Here is a 21,941-nt window from a genome sequence, read left to right as displayed (position 1 = left end):
TGGGCCGCCAAGACATTTGATTTCAGGAGTATTCCCATGTCCACCATCACTGTCACCGACGAAGGTTTCCAGAAAGACGTTCTGGACAGCGACAAGCCCGTTCTCGTGGATTTCTGGGCCGAATGGTGTGGCCCTTGCAAGATGATTGCGCCCGCGCTGGAAGAACTGAGCGAGGAAATGGCCGACCAGGTCACCATCGCGAAGATGGATATCATGGAAAATACGGGCGTGCCGGGCCAGATGGGCGTCCAGTCCATTCCCTATCTCGTGCTGTTCAAGAACGGGGAGCCTGCCGCCCATATGCGCGGTGCAGCGCCCAAGGGGCAGCTCAAGCAGTGGCTTGAAGGCGCGCTTTAATCCTGCAATCCATATCCTCGCGCCGCAAACTTGTCTTGCGGCGCGACCTTGCTAAACGCTTGGAACCATGAAGCGCACGCATCTGCCCCTCAACGCCCTGCGCGTCTATGACGCTGCGGCCCGACATCTCAGTTTCACTCGCGCGGCGGATGAACTGGCGGTGACGCCTGCTGCTGTCGGCCAGCAGATCCGTGCGCTCGAAGACCATCTCGGCACGGTTCTTTTCCGCCGGACGAGCAAGGGCCTTGAGCTAACGCAGGAAGGGGCAGCCGGCCTCGATTCCCTGCGCGAAGGTTTCCTCAAGTTCGAAGAAAGCGTTTCCGCCATGCAGGCGGGTCAGGCGAGCGACAATTACACGATCGCATGCCCGCGTGAATTCTATGCCCAGTGGCTCGCACCCCGGCTGGCGGAATTTTCCAGAGACAATCCCGACGTCAAGTTCTCCTTCGTGGCGGACGAGAACGCCGATTTCACCGAGGCCAATCTCGATTGCGCCATCCGGCTCGTCGATGGGCCGGGTGATCTGCAGGGTACCGAACTGGCCGCAGCCCGCCGTGTGACTGTGGCGGCGCCGGGCGCACCCGATCGCTGGATCGACTGGGGACTGCCGCTGCAGGATGGGGTGCAGGCGCATGTTACAGTCAGCAATGCAGGGCAGGCTCTGTCCGGCGCAATGGCTGGGCTGGGCAAGGCTATCCTGCCCGAACTCCTTGCCAAGGAAGCTATTGAAGCCGGACGGCTCGAAGTACTCGACGGTCCGGAAACCGGTACGCGCGCATACTGGCTCGTCGCACCCACGCCGCAGTGGCGAACCAAGAAGGTGCGCTCGCTCGTCACGTTCCTTGCGGGTGAGTGACGTTCCAATCATCAGGACGGAGCGGTTCAAGCTTCGCCCCCTGATCTACACGGATACCAAAGCGCTCTACCCTACATTCGCTGATGACGTGCAATGCCGTTATCTCTCCAGGCCTGCCTTCGAAAGCGAAGACGCGTTATGGGAATGGCTCGCGGAGCCCGGATGGAACGGGCGCACCTGGATTGCCGAAGACGAACAGGGCGAAGTGGCAGGGCGCTTCGTGGCGGTCCCCGGCCACGAAGAGGGTATTGAAGAAATCGGCTATGTGACCTGCGCTGATCGCCAAGGCGAGGGCGTTGCCCGCGAATGCACTGCGGCGCTGGTTAGCCACCTTGTCCAAACGGAAGGAAAGCGAAAGGTCATTGCCGAGGTGGATTTGGAAAACGTACCGTCTATCCGCCTCCTGACCGGCCTCGGCTTCACCCGAGAGGCCCTGTTTCGTGAGCACGAGACCACGCACAAGGGGCTTTGCGATCTGGCGGTTTACGGTCTGCTTGCTTCCGATCCCCTGCCTTGAGCTTCAAAACCTTGTCTTGACGGGGCAGGGTCGCTGGCGCATGCGCCCAGATGTCGAAGGTTCTTCGGAGCGGTTTTTCGCTGCGGAGCTAAGACGGGAAGCCGGTGCAAAACCGGCGCTGCCCCCGCAACTGTAAGCGGCGAGCGGCGGTCCATTGATGTCACTGCGGCTCTGGCTTGCGGGAAGACGGACCGACTGCACCGACCCGTGAGCCAGGAGACCTGCCTTTGGCGCGATACTATCCACCGGCGGGGTGTCCGGTACGGATGCTTGCGGTGAACCATGGGCCGGACTTGATGTTCGCAGGACCCGTGCAGCTGCCTGCGCCCGTTCGTCCCCGCCCAGATCTTCGGGGAAGACAATGATGATTGCATATTTCGCTGACCGCCCTGTAGCTCCCGTGTTCGGGGAGGCTGCGTCGTGAGCGATGAAACGATGCCGACCAGCGAGGCCGCTATTCGCGTGACTGCGGTTCCTGCAGACGCGAATGTCTACGGTGACATTTTCGGAGGCTGGCTGATGGCCCAGATGGACCTTGCCGCATCCGCCATCGCCTCGCGCCATTCCGGAGGACGAGCGGTAACGATCGCGGTGGATGGAATGACCTTCCACCGGCCGGTCTTCGTGGGCGACGAAGTATCGGTCTATGCCACGCTGGAAGAGGTGGGGCGCAGTTCCATGAAGGTCGCAGTTGCCACCTGGCGACGGGACAGGCATTCTGAAGAAGCCAATCTGGTAACCAAGGCCCGTTTCACTTTCGTCGCCATCGGGCAGGACCGCCGCCCGCGCTCGGTCAAACCGCTCGCGGTAGTTGCATAGGGATAAGATGACGGAATCGGTCGCATCACCTTGTATCAAAGTCTGTCGGCTCGACGCCGACGGACAATGGTGCACGGGCTGCGGCCGCAGCCTGTCGGAGATCGCAGGCTGGGCGGATGCCGAAGATGGCGAGCGGCGTGCAATCATAAGCCGCGCGCAGCATCGGTTGGACACCAACGGGTCGGCTGTGGAGCGCTGATATTCCTGCGACACGCAAATGGATGGTGCTCGGGTGTGGGTAAGAGGCGACCGGTCGCGCCGCTTGCGATTGCAAGCATTTGCCGCAATTTCAATTAGATCGACTGCATATTAGGAAGGAATAAAGTAAAGAAAACATCATCTTGACCAAAAACGCCTTGTAATAATGCTAATCATTCGCAATAGCGCCTCCGGACATCAACGGAGGGCAATTTGCCAGATAACATGAGTAAGAACAGGGCAGGGACAAGCGCCGCCACCACATTGCTGGCGGGCGCATTCGGCGCGGCATTCTTGCCGTCGATTGCAGTTGCGGAAGAAGTTTCGGAAAGTCCGCCGCAGGGTGAAATCGTGGTCACCGGGCAGCGCCCCGACGTGAACGTGAATGCCGAGGAGTCGCCGTACAAGATCGATCGCTCGACTGACCGAAAGTTTACTGACGACGTTCTCGATACGCCGAAATCACAGACCATCATTCCCAAGGAAGTGATCGAGGACATCGGCGCCAACAGCTTCCGCGAAATCGTCCGCAGTACACCTGGCGTTACGCTCGGCACGGGCGAGGGGGGGAATGCCTTCGGCGACCGCATTTTCATCCGCGGCTTCGAAGCCCGCAACGACGTTTATATCGACGGCCTGCGCGATCCCGGCGTGACCAGCCGCGAGATCTTCGCCGTGGAACAGGTCGAGGTCGTCAAGGGTCCAAGCGCCATCTACGGCGGCCGCGGGACCACCGGCGGTCTGGTCAGCCTCCAGTCGAAAAAGCCGCAGTTCGGCAACGATTTTGCCGTCATCGAAGGCGGTATCGGGACCGAGAACTATTACCGCGGTACAGTGGATGCCAATTACCAGCTTGGCGAAGCAGTCGCCGTGCGTGTGAACGGCCTCTATCACGACGCCGATACGCCGGGCCGCGACTATGTGGAAAGCGAGCGTTACGGCGGAACGGCTGCCATCACGCTGCGCCCGACCGATACGCTCGCTATTTCGGCGGACTATTATCATTACCGCCTCGACGGCGTTCCCGATTACGGCCATCCCTTCGACGCCACCACGCAGGAACCCTATCTTGTTGACCGGGACAATTTCTACGGCGTGGTGGGCCGAGACTTCATCGAAAACGGCGCCGATATCGGCACGGTCCAGTTCGACTGGACGCCGACATCCGGGCTGAGCTTCCACTCGGTGACGCGCTATGGCGAGACCTACAATCGCTACGCGGTGAGCGAACCGTCGCTCTGCATTTTCGAGCGCGATGCGGAGGGCCGGTGCCCGCGCGGTGGCGGAACGCCGGTGCCCGAGAGCGAGTATACCGTCAGCCCGGCCATGAAGAGCAGCTGGCGCGACAACAGCTACTGGGCCAACAGCACCTATGCCGTCGCCGAAGCGCAGACCGGCGGGATCACGCACGAAATCGTCCTCGGCGGCGACTTCAGCGTTGAGACGATCGAGTCCTATCGCCTCAACGTCCCCTCGACCGTGGAAGACGCCAATGGCAACATCATCTCCGTCCCCGGCGGGCTGATCTACGATCTGTTCGATCCCGATCCCGTGCTCGGTTTCGATGTGCCCATCGGCCCGGATCTCGAAGCCGGTGCGACCACGACGAAGGCGACCAGCTATGCCGGTTACCTGCTCGACACGATCCGCTTTTCCGACGCATTTCGCGTCATGCTGGGCGGGCGGATCGACACGTTCGACATCGATTACGCCAGCCCGAATTCCACGCTCAACTATTCGGAGGACTTCTTCAACTGGCAGGCCTCCGCGATCTACAAGCCGGCCGCGAAGGCCACGCTCTATGCCAGCTATGCGACCAGCTCCAACCCCAGCGGCGAGCAGCTCGACGGCAATGGCGCCTCCTATGACGGCATTTCCGATCAGACCATCGACTTCCAGCCCGAAGAAAACACTTCGATGGAAATCGGCGGCAAGCTCGAACTGTTCGGCGGCAATCTGCTGCTGACGTCGGCGCTGTTCCGGATCGAGAAGGACAATGCCCGCGAATCCGGCGGGCGCGGCCAGCCTTACACCAATGTCGGCACGCTGCGTTCTCAGGGCGTGGAGCTGGGCTTCAGCGGCACGGTCGCGGACCGGATCAAGCTGTTCGGCGGCTACACCTATACCGATGCCGAGATCACCGCCTCGGCTGATCCGGACAATGTCGGGCGGCGCTTCGCCAATATCCCCGAGCATACCGCCCAGCTGCTCGCCACGGTGCTGGTCACCAGCCGCTTCGAAGTCGGCGGCCAGGTCTATTACCAGGACGAGATGTTCGGCGGCACCCAGCTGGCCGGCACGGCGCGCGTCCCCGGCTATGCCCGCTTCGACGCCGTGGCGCGTTACCGCGTCAACGACGTGTTCGAGGCCCGCGTCAACGTGCTCAACGTCACCGACGAGCGCTATTACGACGCGATCTACCGCTCGGGTTCGCCCTTCAGCTACATCGCGCCGGGCCGCTCGGCCTTCTTCACGCTGACGGCGACGCTGTGATCGGCTAACGGGAGCAGGACATGATACTCCAGATCGACAATGTCCTGAGCCCGGAGGAGGCGGCTGCCCTGCGCGGCCGCCTCCTTGCCGCCGAGTGGGTGGATGGCAACGTCACCAGCGGGGCCACTGCCGCCGGGGCGAAGCGCAACCGCCAGCTGCCCGAGGATGCGGCCGAGACCCGCGCCGCGCAGGCCGCAGTCAGCAACGCGCTCTCGGCCAATCCCACCTTCCTTGCCGCCGCCCTGCCGCACAGCATCTTCCCGCCGCTGTTCAACCGCTATGGCGAGGGCGAGACCTTCGGCCTCCATGTCGACAACGCCATCCGCGTCCACGCGGGCACCGGCGCGCGCATCCGCACCGATCTGTCGGCCACGCTCTTCCTTACCGAGCCGGATGACTATGACGGCGGCGCGCTGGAGATCGAGGGCAACGAGGGGCGCAAGACCTTCAAGCTGCCCGCCGGGGCCATGCTGCTCTATCCCTCCACCACGCTCCACCGGGTGACCGAGGTGACGCGGGGCGAGCGGGTGAGCTGCTTCATGTGGATGCAATCGCTGGTCGCCGACCATGCGCAGCGCGAGATGCTGTTCGATCTCGACCGCACTGCCCAGACCCTCGCCGCCGATCGCGGCAGCCAGGATGCAGAGGTGCTGCGGCTCACCCAGCTCTATCACAATCTCGTGCGGATGTGGGCCTCGTCCTGAGCGCCTCCCCCTTCGCCTCCGCCAGCACCTCGGCGCGGATGCGTTCATAGATCGGATGGCCCGGCCTGATCTCGCGCTCGTCCACGCGGAAGGCGCTGCGCCGGTTGAGCAGATAGATCAGCAGGCCATTGCCGCGGCCGCCCCAGCCGCTGACCGGATCATCGTCGAACCCGCCCTTCAGCGCGCGTTCTAATCCGCAATCCTCCAGCCGCTCCGCGCCGTAGCGCAGCGCCAGATCCCACGCCTCCGCAAACCCCTCGGCCCCCGGCTGCGCCCGCAATTTGTAGAGCGCCTCGATACTCTTGCCGATGGAAAGCGCCGCCTGCTTGACGATGCCCGTCGCCGCGAGCGCGGCGACGAAGCGCCGCTGCAGATCGGGCGTGATCGAATTGCGCCGCGGCTGCTTGTGGAGATAGGGCGCGAAGGCGAGCAGCGGATCGTCCGCCTCCGGCTCCTCCCCGATATGGGCGACGGCGGAGGTGGCCTGGCGGGCGATCTTGCGGGTGGGAGTAGGGTGGGTCATCGGTTTTCCCGTCATTGCGAGGAGCCGCAGGCGACGCGGCGAAGTGCAACTGTCCAAAGGACAATCCATCTCCTGACCTAGGGAGGCTACGGCAGGAGATGGATTACGTCGCTACGCTCGCAATGACGTGTAGGAAAATGCTTTCTATTCGGCGAAATCACCGAGCCGCAGGCGAAACAAGGGCGACCGCCCGCCGCGCCTTATGGCGCGAAGCCAAGGAGCGCGGACGCGCTCCGCCCGGCGTTTGAGGGACGAAAGCAAAAACTGGCGTGTGGGAAAACGGTTTCTGTCCAAGAGATCTGAACTGTAGACGTGACAACGCAAAAGATCGCGGTTTCGGATCGAAAACGCGAAATTGCAGACGAGGAAATTGCAAATTTTGTCTGTGGCCCATAAGCAGCCAAAAAGCGTTCAGGATGTTGCAGAAGATGAGTTTAGAAATTGTCGTAACGACGAGCCGCTGGAAAAATGATCCAGTATCTCGTGAGCTAGTAGATTATCTCAGTAAAAATAGCGGCGATTTGAATTTAGATGATGCAGTGCTGTATTATGATTTTCCAGCCTATGTAGATTATTCAGAATCTAAGTTTAGGCCCGACTTACTTCTACTTTCGCCAGTCCATGGATTTGTAGCTTTCCGGTGTTTCCAAGAGACGATCTTTCAAAGATCTGAGGAGACTCTAGAGGAAATCGATATCGCCCTTGGTGATTTCGCAAGCAATCTGCATTCGCGTATTATTAAAAGCCGTTCGCTGAGAAAGACACGAACTGAGTCTATTGTTCCTATTCATACCGTCATCCTCATCCAAGGAGGCGGAGATGTAGACATCGATTTAGATTCCCAAGTTTTAGGAAGTTTGGAATCAGTAGAAAATACATTAACGGATTGGGGGGAGATCAACCTGTCGTCCGAAGAGCTGTCCGAAACTCGGTCAGTTGTGGAGGGTGCCAAGGCTCTTGGTCGACCGAGCAAGCGGATCGTAAAAGACGAGGGAAAGGAACCACTTGCTGCAGCCTTGGCTAGGCTTGAGAATGAAATAATAAATTTCGACGAAAAACAGCGGAATATTGCGTTAGTTGAGGTTGGAGGTCCGGCTCGAATTAGAGGTCTCGCGGGAACGGGCAAGACAGTTATTCTTGCGATGAAAGCCGCGCACATTCACCTGACAAATCCCGAAGCTCAAATTCTAGTGACGTTCTACACTAAAAGCTTACGGTCTACTATCAAACAGTTGATTACAAAGTTTTACCGTATCTACTCCGACGCAGATCCGGATTGGAAACGCATCCACATTCGGCATGGGTGGGGGGGTGTGCAGATTCCTGGGGTGTATTCTGATGCCTGCAAACGTGCTGGTGTTCGCTCTTTAAAGTTTCCGGAAGCGAGAAGTGCGGCAAAGCAAGGTGAAGATCCATTCGGTGCTGCTTGCCGTATTTTGCTAGAGGCGGGTACTGTAAAGTCGTTCTATGATCATGTTCTAATAGACGAAGGGCAGGATTTTCCAGACTCTTTCTATAAGCTCGCGTATGAAATCACTGAAGGAGCTCGCGACAAGAAAAACATCGTTTGGGCGTATGATGAATTGCAAGACATCCTTAACATCCACATTCGTCAACCAAAAGAGCTTTTTGGGACTGACAGTGCTGGGCAGGCGCTAGTTGATTTAGACCGGTCGGCGGCAACACTTCCGCCCGGTGCGACGAATGACGCAGTTCTAGAAAAGGCCTATCGTAACCAATTACAGGTTTTGGTTGCTGCCCATGCGCTTGGTTTTGGCGTGTATGGCCAAATCGTCCAGATGCTCGAAAGCAAAGAGCACTGGGAGGATGTTGGGTACGAGGTTCCTTCAGGCTCCCTGGTTGAGGGTGACGGTGTCACTATAGTAAGGCCAGAGCGAAACAGCCCTCTTCACGTGCCCGAAATCCCAAATTTTCCCGTAGTAGATCACCATGTAACTGAAACTATCCATGATGAGGTGAGGTGGATTGCGGAAAGTATAAAGGATTTTCTTGTAGGCGGTCTTTCTGCTGAAGAAATTTTAGTTATTTCCTTAGATGACCGCAATGCTCGAGCTTATTTTCGGCTTCTGAGCGAAGCCTTGGCATTCGAAGGTATCAGTTCGAACAATGTTATTGCGGATCCTTATAATGAGCCACCGTTCTCGATTGTAGATAAAGTCACATTGTCGACTGTTTACCGAGCAAAAGGCAATGAAGCGGCAGCGGTTTTTGTTCTGGGGATCGATAGTGTGAGCCTAAAGTCCAGAGGTGGTCGCAATAAGCTTTTTACTGCAATGACTCGGTCCAAAGTTTGGTTGCGCATGAGCGGATTGTCCCATGCCGCGATGTTAGTGGTAGACGAACTATCTAAGGCATTGGATAATTCGCCAAAAATGCAATTTGTTATGCCCAATCTGAAGCGAATCGAAACAATACAGCGGGGGTTCAGTAAGAAACAGGAGGCGGCCAAGGCTGCTCGAGAAGAATATATTCGCAATCTTAGAGCGGCAGGCCTTTCGGACGAAGAGATCGATGAAGAATTGAAGCTTAGCTCAAATGCTGACTAATGTTGAGTTGAGGGCTGGGATCAGCCGCTCTTGGGAGTATTTGAGCCGCTCCGAGGTCGGGCAGGCGTTTGCGCAGCCTGTATCATTTTCGGCAAATGCCGAATTTCGCGCAAAATCGCGGGACACAGATGTCCCGTATGAGGAACTATACCTCCTTGGGTTGCGCGATGTTCAATACAATATGATTTTGAACGATTTCAGCTTCTTTCAATTCTCACAGGATTCGGAAAACGAATATAGATTTGCGTACTATCCAAACCCTTATCTCGGATCGGACGAGGCCGCTGTTTCTTCCATTAAAGAATTGCACGAATACGTCTCCGAAGGCGTTCTCGATTATGAAGATTATCTTCGGTCAATAAGTGAAGTGAGCGTTACTCGTTATCCCCCTATGATCCGTTATGAATTCTCCGCATCCCAATACGACTCTGAATGGCATCCGGCTTCACATTTGCATATTGGAATTTTTGCTGATTGGCGTTGGGGAATCGCGAAATTTCTCAACCCGAAACTGTTCACATTGACTGTATTGCGGCACTTATATCCGAATGCTTGGAGAGAGTGTCAGGGAATACCCTCTGGTGACAGACGCGTTACATTGGACGAAGAGCTCACGACCGTGAAAGGGCAATGCGGGGCTGTGCCACTAGATTTCTACTCAAATAACGAGCGGAACAGGCTTCATTTCACCTGATCCTCGACCAGAATACGAGCGGCAGAAGGTGCGCGCCTCGCGCATGTCGCTTTGTCCGGTCGCCGAGCTGCTATCCGGACCCTTTCGGCCACATTCCACCCCGGTTCCGCCGGACTCCGGCACTTGACCGGAGCCTGTTCGGACAGTATGTGCGCCCCATCCGGTGCCGGGTTCATCCCGCGCCGGGCAGATAGAGCTGAACATTGCCGGTCATGTCCCGGGGGCCTGTCGCAGATGCGATGAGGCTCTTTTCTATTGCAGCGAGGTAACTCGTTCGGGGCAGCCGTCAAAGTAACCCGGTGGCCGTGTGGGCCGATGGGTGGAGCGTTTCAGGCTCGTGCGAGAAAGGTCCGCTTGGCGGGCGTTTTTGGTTCGCTGGGTTCCCGCTTGCGCGGGAATGACGAGCGAGGGCACGAACCCGATAGCATCACCGATCATCCCCTAGTCGTCACCTTCACACGGTGAAGAGAAAGAACTCATATGCCGACAATCAACCAGCTGGTCCGCAAGGGCCGCGTTCCGCAGAAGGCCAAGAGCAAGGTCCCTGCGATGGAGCAGAACCCGCAGAAGCGCGGCGTTTGCACCCGCGTCTACACGACGACTCCGAAGAAGCCGAACTCGGCTCTGCGTAAGGTTGCCAAGGTTCGCCTGACCAACCAGCGCGAAGTCATCTCCTACATCCCGGGCGAAGGCCACAACCTGCAGGAGCACTCCGTTGTGCTCATCCGCGGCGGCCGTGTTCGCGACCTTCCCGGCGTTCGCTATCACGTCCTTCGCGGCGTGCTCGATACGCAGGGCGTGAAGGATCGCAAGCAGTCGCGCTCGAAGTACGGCGCCAAGCGTCCGAAGTGATCTGTCCGGGGGACAGGTCATCCTCGAAAAATCGCCATGTGCGATTTTATCGGGGATCCAGTCCTCAAGGCTTTTAGGAATTTACCCGGTCCTCGCTGGCTTCCCGCTTTCGCGGGAATGACGAACAGCTAGACCGCCGGGCAAAAGAAGGAATTCGTGCCATGTCACGTCGTCGTCGTCCCGAGAAGCGGGAAATCCTGCCTGATCCGAAGTTCAACGATCAGGTCCTGTCCAAGTTCATGAACAACCTGATGTATGACGGCAAGAAGGCCGTCGCAGAAGGTATCGTCTACACCGCGCTCGACACCGTCGAAGCCAAGGCCAAGGCGAACCCGGTCGAGCTGTTCCACGCAGCGCTCGACAACATCAAGCCGCAGGTCGAAGTCCGCAGCCGCCGTGTCGGCGGTGCGACTTACCAGGTGCCGGTCGAGGTGCGCCCCGAGCGTGCCCAGGCGCTGGCGATCCGCTGGCTGATCTCGGCTGCGCGCGGCCGTCCGGAAACCACCATGGCAGCGCGTCTGTCGGGTGAGCTGATGGATGCCTCGAACAACCGCGGCAACGCCGTCAAGAAGCGCGAAGACACGCACCGCATGGCGGATGCGAACCGCGCGTTCAGCCACTACCGCTGGTAACTGGCGCTGGTAAGGCGAGGCAGGCTTGGGGCCGGGGGATCTCCCTCGGTCTCGAAACTGTCGCATTAATCCCTACATGGGGGTCGAGCTAGCTCACCCCCGACTTACGAGGAATTCCACATGGCCCGCGAATATCCGCTGGAGCGGTACCGCAATATCGGCATCATGGCCCACATCGATGCCGGCAAGACCACCACGACCGAACGCATCCTCTACTACACCGGCAAGTCCTACAAGATCGGCGAAGTCCACGACGGCGCCGCCACCATGGACTGGATGGAGCAGGAGCAGGAACGCGGCATCACCATCACTTCGGCTGCCACCACCACCTTCTGGACCGCGGAAGATCCGACCAAGGATCCGATGGGCGCTCCCGAAGACCTGCGTGAAGGCCAGCCCAAGCACCGCATCAACATCATCGACACCCCCGGCCACGTCGACTTCACCATCGAAGTCGAACGCTCGCTGCGCGTGCTCGACGGTGCCGTAGCCGTCTTCGACGGCGTCGCCGGCGTCGAACCCCAGTCCGAAACCGTATGGCGCCAAGCCGACAAGTACGGCGTACCTCGCATGTGCTTCGTGAATAAGTTGGACCGTACCGGTGCCGACTTCTATTACTGTGTCCAGTCGATCATCGACCGTCTCGGTGCGAACCCGCTGGTGCTTTATCTCCCCATCGGTGCGGAGAGCGATCTTCAGGGTGTTGTCGATCTCGTTAACAACCGCGGCATCGTGTGGCAGAACGAAGATCTCGGCGCAAAATACGAGTTCGTCGAAATTCCGGCCGAGCTGGCCGACAAGGCTGCCGAATACCGTGAGAAGCTGATCGAGACCGCCGTCGAACAGGACGACGATGTCATGGAGCAGTACCTCGAAGGTAACGAGCCCGATGCAGCGACGCTCAAGCGTCTGATCCGCAAGGGTACCATGGCGCGTGATTTCGTGCCCGTGCTGTGTGGTTCGGCGTTCAAGAACAAGGGCGTTCAGCCGCTGCTCGACGCAGTTGTCGACTACATGCCGAGCCCGCTCGACGTTCCGGCCATCAAGGGCGTCAAGCCCGACAGCGACGAGGAAGACACGCGTCCTTCTTCCGACGAGGCTCCGTTCTCCGCGCTCGCATTCAAGATCATGAACGATCCCTTCGTGGGCTCGCTCACCTTCACCCGTATCTATTCGGGTCACCTCACCAAGGGCAGCGTCATGAACTCGGTGAAAGACAAGAAGGAAAAGATCGGCCGCATGCTGCTGATGCACTCGAACAACCGCGAGGACATCGATGAAGCGTTCGCCGGCGACATCGTCGCTATTGCGGGCCTGAAGGAAACGACGACCGGAGACACGTTGTGTGCTTCGAACGCTCCGATTATTCTCGAGCGCATGGAATTCCCCGAGCCGGTGATCGAACTTTCGGTCGAACCGAAGACCAAGGCCGACCAGGAAAAGATGGGCGTAGCCCTCAACCGTCTGGCTGCAGAAGATCCTAGCTTCCGCGTCACCACCGATCACGAGTCGGGTCAGACGATCATCAAGGGCATGGGCGAGCTTCACCTCGACATTCTCGTCGATCGCATGAAGCGCGAATTCAAGGTCGAAGCCAATGTCGGCGCGCCGCAGGTCGCATACCGCGAATACCTCGGTAAGCCGGTGGACGTCGATTACACCCATAAGAAGCAGTCGGGTGGTTCGGGTCAGTTCGGCCGCGTGAAGGTCAAGGTCGCTCCGGGCGAACGTGGCCAGGGCTTCGTGTTCGAAGATGAGATCAAGGGCGGTAACATTCCGAAGGAATATATCCCCGCGATCGAAAAGGGCTTCCGCGAGCAGGCCGAGAGCGGCCATCTCGTCGGCTTCCCGATCATCGACTTCACCGTCACGCTTTACGATGGTGCCTACCATGACGTCGACTCGAGCGCGATCGCGTTCGAAATCGCCGGTCGCGGTGCCATGCGTGAAGTGGCCGAGCGTTCGGGCATCAAGCTGCTTGAGCCGATCATGAAGGTAGAGGTCGTGACCCCCGAGGATTACCTCGGTGACGTCATCGGCGATCTCAACTCCCGTCGTGGCCAAATCCAGGGCACCGACACCCGCGGCAATGCACAGGCTGTCGAAGCCAACGTGCCGCTGGCGAACATGTTCGGTTACGTGAACGAGCTGCGTTCCTTCACCCAGGGCCGCGCTCAGTATACCATGCAGTTCAGCCACTACGATGAAGTTCCGGCAAACGTGGCTCAGGAAGTCAAGGAGAAGCTTGCGTAAGCGAGGCTTCCAGTCTAGGGGCGGCGCCTGATTCCGCGGGCGCCGTTTCCAACCCGCAGAAATTCACTTTCAGATTAGAGGTTATTGGAAAATGGCGAAGGAAAAATTCGAGCGTAATAAGCCGCACGTAAACGTTGGCACCATCGGCCACGTCGACCACGGCAAGACCACGCTGACCGCAGCAATCACCAAGGTTCAGGGTACGGCTGTCGATTTCGCAAACATCGACAAGGCTCCCGAAGAGCGTGAGCGCGGCATCACCATCTCGACCGCACACGTCGAGTATGAAACCGACGCACGTCATTATGCGCACGTCGACTGCCCGGGGCACGCCGACTATGTGAAGAACATGATCACCGGTGCAGCCCAGATGGACGGCGCCATCCTGGTTGTGAACGCAGCTGACGGCCCGATGCCGCAGACCCGCGAGCACATCCTGCTGGCTCGTCAGGTTGGCGTTCCGCAGCTTGTTGTTTACCTCAACAAGGTCGACCAGGTCGACGATGAGGAAATCCTCGAGCTCGTCGAACTCGAAGTTCGCGAACTCCTGAGCTCGTACGATTTCGACGGCGACAACATTCCGATCATCAAGGGTTCGGCTCTCGCCGCTCTCGAAGGTCGCGATCCTGAAATCGGCGAAAGCTCGATCAAGGCTCTGATGGACGCAGTCGACGAATATATCCCGACTCCCGACCGTCCGGTCGACAAGGACTTCCTGATGCCGATCGAAGACGTGTTCTCGATCTCGGGTCGTGGTACGGTTGTCACTGGCCGTGTTGAAACCGGCGTTGTCAACGTGGGTGACGAAGTCGAAATCGTCGGCATCAAGGACACGCAGAAGACCACGGTTACCGGCGTCGAAATGTTCCGCAAGCTGCTCGATCGCGGTGAAGCTGGCGACAACATCGGTGCCTTGATCCGCGGCATCGGTCGTGAAGATGTTGAGCGCGGCCAGGTTCTCGCAAAGCCCGGCTCGGTCAACCCGCACACCGAGTTCAGCGCAGAAGTCTACGTCCTCTCGAAGGACGAAGGCGGCCGTCACACGCCGTTCTTCGCGAACTATCGTCCGCAGTTCTACTTCCGCACGACCGACGTGACCGGCGAAGTGGTTCTTCCCGAAGGCACCGAAATGGTGATGCCGGGCGACAACGTGACAATCGACGTCAAGCTGATCGCACCGATCGCCATGGACCAGGGCCTGCGCTTCGCAATCCGCGAAGGTGGCCGTACGGTCGGCTCGGGCGTTGTAGGCTCGATCAAGAAGTAAGCTTCGGTTTCTCGAAGTCAGCTTCTGCTGAAATAACAGAGGCCCGCTTCCCACTGGGAGGTGGGCCTTAGTTGTTAATAGGGCATAAAAAACCATGGAAATGCACGGTTCGGCGCGTCCGGCGGAGGTGTGTTTCAACAGGCGGAAATCGGGGGTTGTCATTACCGGGTCTGCCCCGTATATGCGCCTCCACAGCGGAGATTCGTCTCCGGTTACTAGAATTCACGGAAGGTCGCCCGCAACCGGGAAACCGGGCTCACAGCGGGGCTGGCCTTTCTTTTTGTTTGCGGGTCACCTAATGGCTCGCTTGGCTCTTTCGCATCGGTGTAGGTAATGGAAGCACAGAATATCCGCATTCGCCTCAAGGCGTTCGATCATCGCGTTCTCGATCAGGCAACTGGTGAAATCGCAGACACCGCACGTCGTACGGGTGCCCTTATTCGTGGTCCCATTCCCATGCCGACGCGCATCGAGAAGTTCACCGTGAACCGCGGCCCGCACATCGACAAGAAGTCGCGCGAGCAGTTCGAGGTGCGGACCTACAAGCGGCTGCTCGACATCGTGCAGCCCAACGCCCAGACTGTCGACGCGCTGATGAAGCTCGACCTCGCTGCTGGCGTGAATGTCGAAATCAAGCTTGCTTAAGCCAGCTCGATTGGTCCTCCTGCCGGACTGAAAATGGCAGGGAAGTTCAGGGGCGCTCGATAGCCCCGCCGGTTCGCAAGAACAGGCAAGACATCGGGATACCGCCGGATTTCATCCGGGACTGCGTCCCCCGTCTGCTTCTCTCGGGAAGCAATCAGCCCGGACGGGGGCACGCATCGCACAATCGGGCTGGCACGCACCCTGGGGATGAGCCCTTTGGTGCCTCTGTTGAGGAGTTTGACGATGCGCACAGGCGTACTCGCAAAGAAAGTCGGGATGACCCGCCTCTTCCAGGAGGATGGACGGCACGTTCCCGTGACCGTTCTTTCGCTGGAAGATTGTCAGGTTACCGCACATCGCACGGAAGACCGTGACGGCTATTACGGCGTCCAGGTCGGTTCCGGCGAAGCGAAGCAAAAGAATGTTAACAAGCCGCAGCGCGAAGCTTTCGCGAAGGCTGAAGTCGCCCTAAAGATGAAGGTTTGCGAATTCCGCGTCGACAGCGAAGAGGCTCTGCTTCCGGTCGGTGCTCGTATTTCCGCTGAGCACTTCGTTGCTGGTCAGAAGGTCGATATCACTGGTCATACGCAGGGTAAGGGCTTTGCTGGCGCCATGAAGCGTTGGGGCTTCGGCGGTTTGCGTGCAACCCACGGTGTTTCGATCTCGCACCGCTCGCACGGTTCGACGGGTAACCGTCAGGATCCGGGCCGCGTGTTCAAGGGCAAGAAAATGGCCGGCCACATGGGCGACCGCCAGCGCACACAGCAGAACCTCGAAATCGTGCGCACCGACGCCGATCGCGGTCTGCTTTTCGTCAAGGGTTCGGTCCCGGGTGCGAAGAATGGCTGGTTGATGGTTCGTGACGCCGTGAAGGTCGCTATGCCGGAAGATCTGCCGTTCCCCGGCGTGATGTACCGCAACCGCGATGAGTTCAAAACGGAAGATGCCGATGCGGGTCTCGTTGAGAGCGCAGCCGAGCACGAAGTCGGCACCGAGGTGTCTGCTGAGCAGCAGGAAAAGCTGATGCAGCAGCAGGACGCGGGTGCTGATGCCGAAACCACCACCGACGGCGCTGCCGGCGGTGAAAGCAAGGAGTCCTGATCGTGAAGGTCAAGGTCCAGAAAATCGACGGCAAGGCGTCGGGCGATATCGAGCTGAACGATGATGTGTTCGGCGTCGAGCCGCGCGCCGACATCCTTCACCGCGTTGTCACCTGGCAGCTCGAGAACCGTCGCGCCACTGCACGTCCCACGCGTGAACGTTCGGACGTTGCTCGCACGGGCAAGAAGTTCGGCCGCCAGAAGGGTTCGGGCGGCGCACGTCACGGTGACCGTGGCGCCCCGATCTTCATCGGCGGTGGTAAGGCTCATGGTGCGCGCAAGCGTGACTTCGAGCAGTCGCTGAACAAGAAGATCCGCGCTCTCGGTCTCAAGATGGCTCTCTCCAGCAAGGCGAAAGACGGCCTCATCGTCGTCGACAGCCTTGAGCTGAAGGATGCCAAGACCAAGGCGCTCAAGGGTCACTTCGACAAGAATGGCTGGGCGGGCAAGGTCCTGATCATCGACGGCGAAAGCGTGAACGACGGCTTCAAGAAGGCTGCCGGCAATCTGCCGGGCGTGAACGTCCTCCCCGCGATGGGCGCCAATGTCTACGACATCCTGAAGCACGACACGCTCGTCCTTACGAAGGACGCTGTCGAAAAGCTGGAGGGCCGTTTCAATGGCTAAGAAGCAGGAAATCGCAGCACGTCACTACGACGTGATCCTCGCTCCGCACATCACCGAGAAGTCGACCATGGCTTCCGAAAACAATGCGGTCGTATTCAAGGTTGCCGGCGACGCTACGAAGCCGCAGATCAAGGAGGCGGTCGAAGCGATCTATGCTGACCAGAAGGCGAAAGTCCTTTCGGTCAACACGATCAACGTGAAGGGCAAGACCAAGCGCTGGAAGGGCAAGCCCTACAAGCGCAACGACGTGAAGAAGGCGATCGTCACCCTCGCTGAAGGTGCCATGATCGACATCACGGAAGGTGTAGGCTGATGGCACTCAAGAATTACAAACCGACGAGCCCGGCGCGCCGCGGCCTCATTCTCGTCGACAAGTCGGGCCTGTACAAAGGCAAGCCCGTCAAGTCGCTGACTGAAGGCAAGCGCAAGACCGGTGGTCGCAACAACAAAGGTCATGTCACTTCGCGTGGCATCGGCGGCGGTCACAAGCAGAAGTACCGCTTCATCGACTTCAAGCGTCGCAAGTGGGACGTCGAAGGCACCGTGGAACGGATCGAATACGATCCCAACCGCACAGCCTTCATCGCACTCGTGAAGTACGAAGACGGCGAAATGGCCTACATCATCGCTCCGCAGCGTCTCGCTGTCGGCGACAAGGTGATCGCAGGCGAGAAGACCGACACCAAGCCTGGCAACGCCATGTTGCTCGGTCAGATGCCGGTCGGTACGATCTGCCACAATGTCGAGATGAAGCCCGGCAAGGGCGGTCAGATCGCACGTTCGGCAGGTGCCTATGTTCAGCTGGTCGGTCGTGACCGCGGCATGGTCATCGTGCGCCTCAACAGCGGCGAGCAGCGTTATCTGCGCGCCGACTGCATGGGCACCGTTGGCGCTGTTTCGAACCCCGACAATCAGAACCAGAACCTTGGCAAGGCCGGTCGTCGTCGTTGGATGGGCATCAAGCCGCTTACTCGCGGTGTTGCAAAGAACCCGGTCGACCACCCGCACGGTGGTGGTGAAGGCCGCACCAGCGGTGGCCGTCATCCGGTTACCCCGTGGGGCAAGCCGACCAAGGGTGCCCGTACCCGCAAGAACAAGCAGACGGACAAGATGATTATCCGTTCGCGCCACGCCAAGAAGAAGAGGTAATCCGACATGGCTCGTTCCGTCTGGAAAGGTCCGTTCGTCGAACTCAGCCTTCTGAAGAAGGCAGAAGAGGCGCAGGACGCAAGCAACGCGAAGCCGATCAAGACCTGGTCGCGTCGCAGCACCATCCTGCCCCAGTTCGTCGGTCTCACGTTCAACGTGTACAACGGCCACAAGTTCATCCCGGTCTCCGTCTCGGAAGAGATGGTGGGCCACAAGCTCGGCGAATTCGCGCCCACGCGCACATTCCCCGGTCACGCTGCCGACAAGAAGGGTAAGCGCTGATGAGCAAGCAAAAAGCACCCCGTCGCGTTGCCGACAACGAGGCTCTTGCCGTAGGCACCACCATCCGTGGTTCCGCGCAGAAACTGAACCTCGTTGCCGAGCTCATCCGCGGCAAGAAGGCCGAAGAGGCCCTCAACATCCTGGCGTTCTCGAAGAAGTCGATGGCCAAGGATGCCACGAAGGTTCTCGCCTCGGCGATTGCCAACGCGGAAAACAACCACAACCTCGATGTCGACTCGCTGGTCGTTGCTGAGGCTTCGGTGGGCAAGTCGATCACGATGAAGCGCTTCCACACCCGTGGTCGCGGTAAGTCGACGCGCATCCTGAAGCCGTTCAGCCGCCTTCGGATCGTCGTCCGCGAGCAGGAAGAGGCGTAAGATGGGCCATAAGAGCAATCCGATCGGTCTGCGCCTGCAGATCAACCGCACCTGGGACAGCCGGTGGTACGCCGAAGGGCGTGACTATGCCAAGCTGCTGGCCGAGGACATCGAGATCCGTAAGTACATCCTTGAGAACGCTGCCCAGGCCGCTATCTCGAAGGTCGTAATTGAGCGTCCGGCGAAGCTTTGCCGCATTTCGATCTATGCTGCGCGTCCCGGTGTCATCATCGGCAAGAAGGGTGCGGACATCGAAAAGCTGCGCACCAAGCTGTCGAAGATGACCGAAAGCGAAGTGAAGCTTAACATCGTCGAAATCCGCAAGCCGGAAGTCGATGCGAAGCTCGTTGCCCAGGGAATCGCCGATCAGCTGATCCGCCGTGTGGCTTTCCGCCGTGCGATGAAGCGCGCGATGCAGTCGGCCATGCGCCTTGGTGCAGAAGGCATCAAGATCATGTGTGGCGGCCGTCTCGGCGGCGCTGAAATCGCCCGCGTGGAACAGTATCGTGAAGGCCGTGTGCCGCTGCACACGCTGCGTGCCAACATCGACTATGCCGAAGCCGAAGCACTGACCGCTTACGGCATCATCGGCATCAAGGTGTGGGTCTTCAAGGGCGAGATCCTCGGCCATGATCCGACCGCGCAGGACCGTCTCATGATGGAATCGCAGACGTCCGGCGTCCGTCCGGCTCGCTGATTGCAGGTATAGGAAAGAACCATGCTGCAACCGAAGAAAACCAAGTACCGCAAGGCGTTCAAGGGTAAGATCCATGGCAACGCCAAGGGCGGCACCACGCTCAACTTTGGCTCTTACGGGCTGAAGGCTCTTGAGCCCGAGCGTATCACCGCACGCCAGATCGAGGCGGCTCGCCGCGCGATCACGCGTCACATCAAGCGCCAGGGTCGTCTCTGGATCCGTGTCTTCCCCGACGTGCCGGTTTCCAAGAAGCCTGCTGAAGTCCGTCAGGGTAAGGGCAAGGGTTCGGTCGAATACTGGGCTGCTCGTGTGAAGCCGGGCCGCATCCTGTTCGAACTCGACGGTGTTGCCGGCCCACTGGCTGCCGAAGCGTTCAGCCGCGCAGCCATGAAGCTGCCGGTCAAGACCAAGGTTGTTGCCCGTCTCGGCGACAGCTCGCACCTCGGAGGCGAATAATGAGCAAGATCGAAGATCTGCGCCAGAAGAGCGACGACCAGCTGGATTGGGAAATGACCAGCCTGAAGCGCGAGGCATTCAACCTGCGCTTCCAGGCTGCGACCAACCAGCTCGAAGCTCCGGCGCGCATCCGCGAAGTCCGTCGCACGATCGCCAAGATCAAGACGCTGCAGGGCGAACGCGCCCGTGCAGCGGCAGCCAAGGCGTAAGGAGTAGACAATGCCCAAGCGAATCCTTATCGGCACCGTCACCTCCGACAAGACCGACAAGACCGTAACCGTGCTTGTCGAGCGCAAGGTGAAGCATCCCCTCTACGGGAAGATCATCCGCCGCTCGAAGAAGTACCACGCTCATGACGAGAAGAACGAGTATGTGCTCGGCGACGTCGTGCGCATCGAAGAGACCAAGCCGATCTCGAAAACCAAGACCTGGATGGTCAAGGACCGAGTGACGGCAGGCGGAACCCAGGCTGTCGAGGCTGACCTCGAAGTCGAAGCCGCAGGCAACTGACGTATTAGGAACTGCCGGGCGCCTGGAGACAGGGCCGTCCCGGCAAGCCAAGAGAAGGAACCGGATCAATGATCCAGATGCAATCCAATCTCGACGTCGCGGACAACAGCGGCGCAAAGCGCGTCCAGTGCATCAAGGTACTGGGCGGCTCCAAGCGCCGCACCGCGTCCGTCGGTGACGTGATCGTGGTTTCCGTGAAGGAAGCCCAGCCACGCACGAAGGTGAAGAAGGGCGATGTCCATCGCGCTGTCATCGTGCGTACGAAGAAGGACGTCCGCCGCCCCGATGGCAGCGTGATCCGCTTCGACAGCAACGCCGCCGTTCTCGTCAACAAGAACGAAGAACCCATCGGCACCCGTATCTTCGGCCCCGTGGTCCGCGAACTTCGCGGCCGTGGCTTCATGAAGATCATCAGCCTTGCTCCGGAGGTGCTGTAATGGCTTCTGCAAAGATCAAGAAGGGTGACACCGTCGTAGTCCTGTCCGGCAAGGACAAGGGCAAGACCGGTACCGTGTCGAAAGTCAGCCCCAAGGACGGCAAGATTGTCGTCGAGGGCGTGAACATCGCCGCGCGTCACCGCAAGCCGACCCAGCAGAACCCGCAGGGTGGTATCGATCGCTTCGAAGCGCCGATGCCCATCAGCAAGGTTGCTGTGGCCGATCCAAAGGATGGCAAGCCCACCCGCGTCCGTTTCGAAGAAAAGGACGGCAAGAAGGTGCGCGTTGCCGTGAAGAGTGGGGAGACCATCGATGGCTGATTACACCCCCCGTATGAAGCAGCGCTACGACGACGAGATCGTTAAGGCGATGACCGAAAAGTTCGGTTACAAGAACCGTCTCGAAGTCCCCAAGCTGGAAAAGATCACGCTCAACATGGGTGTGGGCGAAGCCAGCCAGGACAAGAAGAAGGTCCAGACCGCTGCTGAAGAAATGGCCAAGATTGCGGGTCAGAAGCCCGTCATCACCAAGGCGAAGAAGTCGATCGCACAGTTCAAGCTGCGCGACGGCATGCCGATCGGTTGCAAGGTAAACCTGCGCCGTGACCGTATGTACGAATTCCTCGACCGTCTCGTCACCATTGCAATGCCCCGCATCCGCGACTTCCGTGGCCTCAACGCCAAGTCGTTCGACGGCCGCGGCAACTATGCAATGGGCCTCAAAGAGCAGATCATCTTCCCTGAAATCTCCTACGATCAAATCGAGAAGGTTCGGGGCATGGATATCATCATCACCACCACGGCGAAGACCGACGAAGAAGCTCGCGAGCTCCTGAAGCTGTTCGGTTTCCCGTTCCCGTCTGAAAAGTCGGAAGAGAAGGAGGCGGCGTGAGCCGCTTCCGGATCGCAGGATAAGGAAGGAACTTAAGT

Annotated in this window: 28 protein-coding genes and 1 riboswitch; of the genes, 27 read left to right on the top strand and 1 reads right to left on the bottom strand. The window is 59.1% G+C overall.

The features are described 5' to 3' along the window. The first annotated feature begins 36 nt into the window (after positions 1 to 36). From trxA to K3175_RS02445, 7 genes are all read left to right on the top strand, one after another. Positions 37 to 357: a thioredoxin gene (trxA, locus tag K3175_RS02475; protein WP_221541779.1), complete on the top strand. Its 321-nt coding sequence runs from the start codon at positions 37 to 39 to the stop codon at positions 355 to 357. Between the two features lie 67 nt (positions 358 to 424). Beyond that, the gene (locus K3175_RS02470; protein WP_221541778.1) at positions 425 to 1,213 is read left to right on the top strand and encodes a LysR substrate-binding domain-containing protein; all 789 of its coding nucleotides are present in this window, start codon (positions 425 to 427) and stop codon (positions 1,211 to 1,213) included. Next, a complete protein-coding gene (locus K3175_RS02465; RefSeq protein WP_345719297.1) occupies positions 1,206 to 1,730 on the top strand; it encodes a GNAT family N-acetyltransferase in 525 nt (174 codons plus the stop codon). Before K3175_RS02470 ends, K3175_RS02465 begins: the two co-directional genes overlap by 8 nt. Positions 1,731 to 1,770: 40 nt before the next feature. Then, positions 1,771 to 1,973, top strand: a riboswitch (cobalamin riboswitch). A 192-nt stretch (positions 1,974 to 2,165) separates the two neighbouring features. Next, on the top strand, positions 2,166 to 2,549 hold the full coding sequence (locus K3175_RS02460; protein WP_221542323.1) for an acyl-CoA thioesterase: 384 nt from the start codon (positions 2,166 to 2,168) through the stop codon (positions 2,547 to 2,549). A 7-nt stretch (positions 2,550 to 2,556) separates the two neighbouring features. Next, entirely contained in the window at positions 2,557 to 2,748 is a 192-nt protein-coding gene (locus K3175_RS02455; protein ID WP_221541777.1) for a DUF1289 domain-containing protein, read from the top strand. Between the two features lie 224 nt (positions 2,749 to 2,972). Next, positions 2,973 to 5,240, top strand: a complete 2,268-nt coding sequence (locus K3175_RS02450) for a TonB-dependent receptor (RefSeq protein WP_221541776.1) — start codon at positions 2,973 to 2,975, stop codon at positions 5,238 to 5,240. A 20-nt stretch (positions 5,241 to 5,260) separates the two neighbouring features. Continuing rightward, positions 5,261 to 5,944: a Fe2+-dependent dioxygenase gene (locus K3175_RS02445; protein ID WP_221541775.1), complete on the top strand. Its 684-nt coding sequence runs from the start codon at positions 5,261 to 5,263 to the stop codon at positions 5,942 to 5,944. Here the strand turns inward: K3175_RS02445 and K3175_RS02440 are convergent. Further along, positions 5,898 to 6,467, bottom strand: a complete 570-nt coding sequence (locus K3175_RS02440; protein ID WP_247710621.1) for a hypothetical protein — start codon at positions 6,465 to 6,467, stop codon at positions 5,898 to 5,900. The genes K3175_RS02445 and K3175_RS02440 overlap by 47 nt on opposite strands. Positions 6,468 to 6,895: 428 nt before the next feature. Here K3175_RS02440 and K3175_RS02435 point away from each other — a divergent pair, with 428 nt between their 5' ends. From K3175_RS02435 to rplE, 20 genes are all read left to right on the top strand, one after another. Continuing rightward, complete coding sequence (locus K3175_RS02435; RefSeq protein WP_221541773.1) at positions 6,896 to 9,034, top strand: DEAD/DEAH box helicase; 2,139 nt, start codon at positions 6,896 to 6,898, stop codon at positions 9,032 to 9,034. After that, positions 9,024 to 9,728 carry a DUF2290 domain-containing protein gene (locus K3175_RS02430; protein ID WP_221541772.1) on the top strand — a complete coding sequence of 235 codons (705 nt, stop codon included), beginning with the start codon at positions 9,024 to 9,026 and terminating at the stop codon, positions 9,726 to 9,728. The genes K3175_RS02435 and K3175_RS02430 overlap by 11 nt, the downstream gene beginning before the upstream one ends. Positions 9,729 to 10,208: 480 nt before the next feature. Then, positions 10,209 to 10,580, top strand: coding sequence for a 30S ribosomal protein S12 (rpsL, locus tag K3175_RS02425; protein WP_006831873.1), 372 nt, complete (start codon positions 10,209 to 10,211; stop codon positions 10,578 to 10,580). A gap of 161 nt (positions 10,581 to 10,741) precedes the next feature. After that, positions 10,742 to 11,212 carry a 30S ribosomal protein S7 gene (gene rpsG / locus K3175_RS02420; protein ID WP_221541771.1) on the top strand — a complete coding sequence of 157 codons (471 nt, stop codon included), beginning with the start codon at positions 10,742 to 10,744 and terminating at the stop codon, positions 11,210 to 11,212. A 120-nt stretch (positions 11,213 to 11,332) separates the two neighbouring features. Then, positions 11,333 to 13,465, top strand: a complete 2,133-nt coding sequence (fusA, locus tag K3175_RS02415; protein WP_221541770.1) for an elongation factor G — start codon at positions 11,333 to 11,335, stop codon at positions 13,463 to 13,465. 91 nt (positions 13,466 to 13,556) lie between these two features. Then, positions 13,557 to 14,732, top strand: a complete 1,176-nt coding sequence (tuf, locus tag K3175_RS02410; RefSeq protein ID WP_221541769.1) for an elongation factor Tu — start codon at positions 13,557 to 13,559, stop codon at positions 14,730 to 14,732. A gap of 333 nt (positions 14,733 to 15,065) precedes the next feature. Further along, entirely contained in the window at positions 15,066 to 15,377 is a 312-nt protein-coding gene (gene rpsJ, locus K3175_RS02405; RefSeq protein ID WP_006831877.1) for a 30S ribosomal protein S10, read from the top strand. Between the two features lie 243 nt (positions 15,378 to 15,620). Next, positions 15,621 to 16,478, top strand: coding sequence for a 50S ribosomal protein L3 (gene rplC, locus K3175_RS02400; RefSeq protein ID WP_221541768.1), 858 nt, complete (start codon positions 15,621 to 15,623; stop codon positions 16,476 to 16,478). Between the two features lie 2 nt (positions 16,479 to 16,480). Next, a complete protein-coding gene (rplD, locus tag K3175_RS02395) occupies positions 16,481 to 17,104 on the top strand; it encodes a 50S ribosomal protein L4 (RefSeq protein WP_221541767.1) in 624 nt (207 codons plus the stop codon). Beyond that, entirely contained in the window at positions 17,097 to 17,417 is a 321-nt protein-coding gene (locus K3175_RS02390) for a 50S ribosomal protein L23 (RefSeq protein ID WP_221541766.1), read from the top strand. The genes rplD and K3175_RS02390 overlap by 8 nt, the downstream gene beginning before the upstream one ends. After that, the gene (rplB, locus tag K3175_RS02385) at positions 17,417 to 18,253 is read left to right on the top strand and encodes a 50S ribosomal protein L2 (RefSeq protein WP_221541765.1); all 837 of its coding nucleotides are present in this window, start codon (positions 17,417 to 17,419) and stop codon (positions 18,251 to 18,253) included. Before K3175_RS02390 ends, rplB begins: the two co-directional genes overlap by 1 nt. Before the next feature lie 6 nt (positions 18,254 to 18,259). Next, on the top strand, positions 18,260 to 18,535 hold the full coding sequence (rpsS, locus tag K3175_RS02380; RefSeq protein ID WP_160607323.1) for a 30S ribosomal protein S19: 276 nt from the start codon (positions 18,260 to 18,262) through the stop codon (positions 18,533 to 18,535). Further along, complete coding sequence (rplV, locus tag K3175_RS02375) at positions 18,535 to 18,912, top strand: 50S ribosomal protein L22 (protein WP_006831883.1); 378 nt, start codon at positions 18,535 to 18,537, stop codon at positions 18,910 to 18,912. Before rpsS ends, rplV begins: the two co-directional genes overlap by 1 nt. Before the next feature lies 1 nt (position 18,913). Further along, the gene (gene rpsC / locus K3175_RS02370; RefSeq protein WP_221541764.1) at positions 18,914 to 19,609 is read left to right on the top strand and encodes a 30S ribosomal protein S3; all 696 of its coding nucleotides are present in this window, start codon (positions 18,914 to 18,916) and stop codon (positions 19,607 to 19,609) included. 21 nt (positions 19,610 to 19,630) lie between these two features. Continuing rightward, positions 19,631 to 20,065, top strand: a complete 435-nt coding sequence (gene rplP / locus K3175_RS02365) for a 50S ribosomal protein L16 (protein WP_090478793.1) — start codon at positions 19,631 to 19,633, stop codon at positions 20,063 to 20,065. Next, positions 20,065 to 20,274, top strand: coding sequence for a 50S ribosomal protein L29 (gene rpmC / locus K3175_RS02360; RefSeq protein WP_221541763.1), 210 nt, complete (start codon positions 20,065 to 20,067; stop codon positions 20,272 to 20,274). Before rplP ends, rpmC begins: the two co-directional genes overlap by 1 nt. A gap of 10 nt (positions 20,275 to 20,284) precedes the next feature. Next, positions 20,285 to 20,575, top strand: a complete 291-nt coding sequence (rpsQ, locus tag K3175_RS02355; RefSeq protein ID WP_221541762.1) for a 30S ribosomal protein S17 — start codon at positions 20,285 to 20,287, stop codon at positions 20,573 to 20,575. 68 nt (positions 20,576 to 20,643) lie between these two features. After that, the gene (gene rplN, locus K3175_RS02350) at positions 20,644 to 21,012 is read left to right on the top strand and encodes a 50S ribosomal protein L14 (RefSeq protein WP_006831888.1); all 369 of its coding nucleotides are present in this window, start codon (positions 20,644 to 20,646) and stop codon (positions 21,010 to 21,012) included. Beyond that, positions 21,012 to 21,332, top strand: coding sequence for a 50S ribosomal protein L24 (rplX, locus tag K3175_RS02345; RefSeq protein ID WP_221424868.1), 321 nt, complete (start codon positions 21,012 to 21,014; stop codon positions 21,330 to 21,332). Before rplN ends, rplX begins: the two co-directional genes overlap by 1 nt. Next, positions 21,325 to 21,903 carry a 50S ribosomal protein L5 gene (gene rplE, locus K3175_RS02340; RefSeq protein ID WP_221541761.1) on the top strand — a complete coding sequence of 193 codons (579 nt, stop codon included), beginning with the start codon at positions 21,325 to 21,327 and terminating at the stop codon, positions 21,901 to 21,903. Before rplX ends, rplE begins: the two co-directional genes overlap by 8 nt. Positions 21,904 to 21,941: the final 38 nt, after the last annotated feature.

It is taken from the genome of Qipengyuania aestuarii (genome assembly GCF_019711535.1).
GTDB classification, from domain to species: Bacteria; Pseudomonadota; Alphaproteobacteria; order Sphingomonadales; family Sphingomonadaceae; genus Qipengyuania; species Qipengyuania aestuarii.
Note: the sequence above shows the minus strand (reverse complement) of the source record. Positions and strands in the feature narration are given on the sequence as shown.